Raw genomic sequence first — 3,913 nt, 5'->3', positions numbered from 1 at the left:
CATCTATGTAACGGACTTACCGGACGATCCTGCAGATGAGCGGATTGTCAGCTTAAATATCGAAACGGTAAGCATGCTTGCAGATGGAGGCATGTCACTGCAGCTGGTGCTGCCTGAAGGGCAGATCACAGTATCCGTGGAGTCCCTTCAGCAAATGGGCAAAGACGGAAAGGATGCCTACTTCCGCATTGTTCCGGTCCGCGCTGAGGCTGAGCGTAGTGAAGTAACGACACGCGTGCAAGCTGCTGAGCTTGTGCTCAAAGATGCAGGAGGCCGAGCTGTCTCGGTTATCGGCCAACCTGTCAAGATTGAGACAAACTATTCGGGATACAAGACGGAAGTCGTGTTCCCGCTGAATAACTTGAGTTTGCCGGAGAACGCAGCAGCGGCCAAACAAGTTTTGGACGAGCTGGCTGTGTACATTGAACACAGCGACGGCGAAAAGGTGCTTACGCACGGAGAAATCCGTTATGATGCGGATGGCAAACCAGTAGGTATTGCTATTGAGATTAGCAAGTTCAGTACATTTACCATTATTCAGAAAAATGGAGCGGGTGCACTGAAACCTTATTTATCCGGTTATCCGGACGGCACATTCCACCCTTCACAAGCCATTACGCGTGCGGAATTGGCAGCGATTTTGAATCGCATTGGCGCTGGTAAGACCAATAATGATTCGGCATCGGGAGAACCTAGCAGTTATCCGGACGTTGCCAAATCACATTGGGCCGCAGAAGCCATTGCCAATATGCAGCGCGCGGGTCTGATGGTCGGTGATGACACCGGCTTCCGCCCTGATGACGCAATTACCCGAGGGGAGATTGCCAGCATTGCTGCTAGGCTGCTTCCGGTTGAAGCAGCTGGAAGCACCTCTTATGCGGGATACAGCGATACGCAAGAGCACTGGGCTTTCGAAGCGATCAAGCAAGCTTCGCAAGCAGGCATTTTGCAGGGCTATTCCGACGGCACCTTCCTGCCGGAAAATCAATTGAATCGTGCGGAAGCAGTGACGATTCTCAACCGCTTGTTCCATCGTCCGACCGCCGACGCAAAGTCTTCAAGCTGGCCGGATGTACCGCTGGAGCATTGGGCACTGCGTGAAATTGAATCAGCATCTGGCACCGTGCAAGTATTGTCTGATGGCAGTGTATATGTGGTACCTAATCATTAATAAGATTTAAACTGTAAAGCCCATGAGCCTAATAAGCTCATGGGTTTTTCGTATTCCGTATTGGGCCCTGTGATAACAAGCTGACATAGGATTATTTTCTCCTACTCAAATGGATTGCTTTAATTTTATAGAAAGTTGACTTATCTTTTAGTTTCAGGAATAGCCCTAACATGGGGGCAAAATTCACTTCAATGATCCAAACATGACCATTCGAATCGAGCGCCATGTCAATGCCCATAGTGTTTACCCACCGATAGGAGGGGCCAAGCTTGGACGCCGCGCTTAAGGCAACGTTATTTAATTTCCGAAGAAGGGTTGAAGACTTCGATGTAGGAAGTTTGGATAATTCAATGGCTTTATTGGCCGTAACAACATAGCCATGGCTTTTTCCGATGTTTGTGACAACAAAACCTTTCCCAGCTACTTTTGCTAATTTCCCTGTTACCTGCCAAGGCGAATTGGGGCGTCGTTGTACCATTACACGAAGATCAAAAGGTTGGCCATTTACAGTAGCAAGTGAGATCCGCCGCTGAACGAGATGACTCCTGCGTAACTTTTTATTAATAAATTGGTTCATTTGAGGTTTTGTTAGCTTATATTTTCTAGCTCCATCATGAATTTCGTAGTTCGATATTCCGAGAGTTTTAAGTCGGATGACTCCGTGGCCTCCAGAGCTACCTGTTGGTTTAATGATCACTTCACCATATTTAGTCATCATTTGCCAAAAGTTTTCGGTGTTTAACCATTTCGTTTCAGGTAAATGAGGTCGAATTAGTGCGGATTGACTAAGCAGCCTATGTTTACTCCATTTACTTGTGCCATATCTAAGAGGTACTCGCTTCGTTGGAACACGGTTAAGTTTCAAATTTCGATGGGATCGCTGCATATGAAGTGGCTCCTTTACTTTCATAATGGCTATTCTTCACAGCTTATGATGATCAAGTAACAAAAGTAGCAGGTAAGAACCTATCCCATTTATGATAACTTTTTAATACTTCGAAGTAGGTAGTTACCGTTATGGCTTAGATATTGGACAATATACTGTAAACATAGTTCATATCTGAAAGGAGGCGCATGTATGCTTCATACTGTCGGTGTACTATTGGATCGTCAGACATTTAAAGGAATCCCCAGTAAAAGAACTGGAAATGAGCGGCTTGCGCTTTATAATAAAGCGGCGAAGCAGCTTGGTCTGAAAATCTTTTATATGTCACTAGATCAAACAGGGAGAAATACAGCACTGGGTTTTACTTATGGGAAAAAAAAGTACAGACTGGAACGCTTGTCTATACCTAAAGTTACACATAATCGGCTTATTGTCTTTTCTTCCAAAGATAATGCCAAGCTTAAGCAATTATCGCAATCTAGCATCTTATTCAATCGACAAAATCGATATGACAAGTATTCAATTTATAAGCTGATTTATCAGAATCCAGGCTTACGTGAATACTTGCCGTTATCGATGAGATTTTCACAAGAGCACTTACAATCGTCAATGAATAAGTATTCCTCCTTATATATTAAGCCAACGAATAGTAGTGTAGGCGAAGGGATTATGAAACTGAAGAGGCATAAGGACGGGAAATGGCTGTTGCATTGGAAAAAGGGACCTCCCAAATTGTTATCAAATAAAAAAGTGGTTTCCACTATCAACAGAAATGTGGGTAAGCAAAAATACATGATTCAAGAAGCGATCCCAGTGGCTACTTACAATGGTAGGCCTTATGATTTGCGAGTATCCGTACAACGAGGTAGTTCAGGTTACTGGCAAATTATTGGAATGATCGGTAGGGTTGCTGCGATCGGGCGACATGTAACAAACGTAGCTAAAGGTGGAAAGGTTAAAAAAGTTGAGGAATTATTTACTGCGAGCGGATTTAATCCGGAAGGGATAAAGGCTGATATCCGTCAAGTATCCTTGAGCATTATGAATTATTTGAGTGGGAAACTTCCTCATCTGGCTGACGTTGGGCTGGATTTGGGAGTTGATTATCAAGGGAAAATTAAATTGATCGAGATTAACGGGCGAGATCAACGGTATTCATTCAAAAAGGCAAAGATGAATAAAACCTTTTATAGAACTTATGAAACGCCTTTGAAATATGCAAAGCATTTATTAAATCAGCGTGATTTCGAAGTGAAAGGAAGAGGAAAAACAAGAAACCCTTCAACTCTTAGTTAGAGTCGGAGGGTTTCTTTGAAGGGAGGGAAATAATGACCTCAGTTCCGCAATTTCTTTCGCTATTTATTTGAATAGTCCCATGGTGCAGACTGACGATAGACTTTGCAATGGCTAAACCCAAACCAGAACCTCCTGTTTGCCGGTTTCTGGAACGATCAACACGATAAAATCGTTCGAAGATGAAAGGCAGTTCTTCAGAAGGAATACCTATACCATCATCAACAATTCGGATTCTTAGATGTGAAATCAGGTCTTCCAGATGAATTTCAATGCTTTGGTTGGCATATTTCAATGCATTATCCAGTGTAATTAAAAGAACCTGTTTAATTCGTAATCGATCAGCATCAATAAGAAGACTCTTAAAAGAATGGATGAGCAGGATTTCTTTGCGAGAAAGTGGCTTGAGAAGTTGCATAGTCTCTTTACAAAGCGACACGAGATCAAAGACGTTATTGGAAAGTTTCATTTCGTGTTCTAATTCAGCCAAGTCGAGTAGTTGATAGGTCACATGCTGCATTCGGTTACTCTCTGCATGAATAGCATCAAGAGCTTCCGTATGG

Annotated in this window: 4 protein-coding genes; 2 read left to right on the top strand and 2 right to left on the bottom strand. The window is 43.2% G+C overall.

Annotation, left to right across the window (positions count from 1 at the left end; translation table 11 throughout):
• Positions 1 to 1,171, top strand: a 1,171-nt coding sequence (locus AC1DUA_RS27555) for an S-layer homology domain-containing protein (protein WP_477502805.1), incomplete at its 5' end; no start/stop codon positions are given.
• A 91-nt stretch (positions 1,172 to 1,262) separates the two neighbouring features.
• Here AC1DUA_RS27555 and AC1DUA_RS27550 read toward each other — a convergent pair.
• Positions 1,263 to 2,081, bottom strand: a complete 819-nt coding sequence (locus AC1DUA_RS27550; RefSeq protein WP_477502804.1) for a YheC/YheD family protein — start codon at positions 2,079 to 2,081, stop codon at positions 1,263 to 1,265.
• Between the two features lie 168 nt (positions 2,082 to 2,249).
• On the opposite strand from AC1DUA_RS27550, the gene AC1DUA_RS27545 reads away from it, so the two are divergent.
• Positions 2,250 to 3,353: a YheC/YheD family protein gene (locus tag AC1DUA_RS27545; protein ID WP_477502803.1), complete on the top strand. Its 1,104-nt coding sequence runs from the start codon at positions 2,250 to 2,252 to the stop codon at positions 3,351 to 3,353.
• Here AC1DUA_RS27545 and AC1DUA_RS27540 read toward each other — a convergent pair.
• Positions 3,346 to 3,913, bottom strand: a 568-nt coding sequence (locus tag AC1DUA_RS27540) for a sensor histidine kinase (protein ID WP_477502802.1), incomplete at its 5' end; no start/stop codon positions are given. The two genes, AC1DUA_RS27545 and AC1DUA_RS27540, sit on opposite strands and share 8 nt — an antisense overlap.

The organism is Paenibacillus sp. 01T422, from assembly GCF_056398785.1.
The sequence above is the reverse complement of the archived record's forward strand: the minus strand, read 5'-3'. Positions and strand labels throughout refer to the sequence as shown.

Excerpts from the sequence above, each read along its gene's own strand:
- AC1DUA_RS27550 (WP_477502804.1), bottom strand. The coding sequence starts at position 2,081 with ATGAAAGTAAAGGAGCCACTTCATATGCAGCGATCCCATCGAAATTTG.
- AC1DUA_RS27545 (WP_477502803.1), top strand. The coding sequence starts at position 2,250 with ATGCTTCATACTGTCGGTGTACTATTGGATCGTCAGACATTTAAAGGA.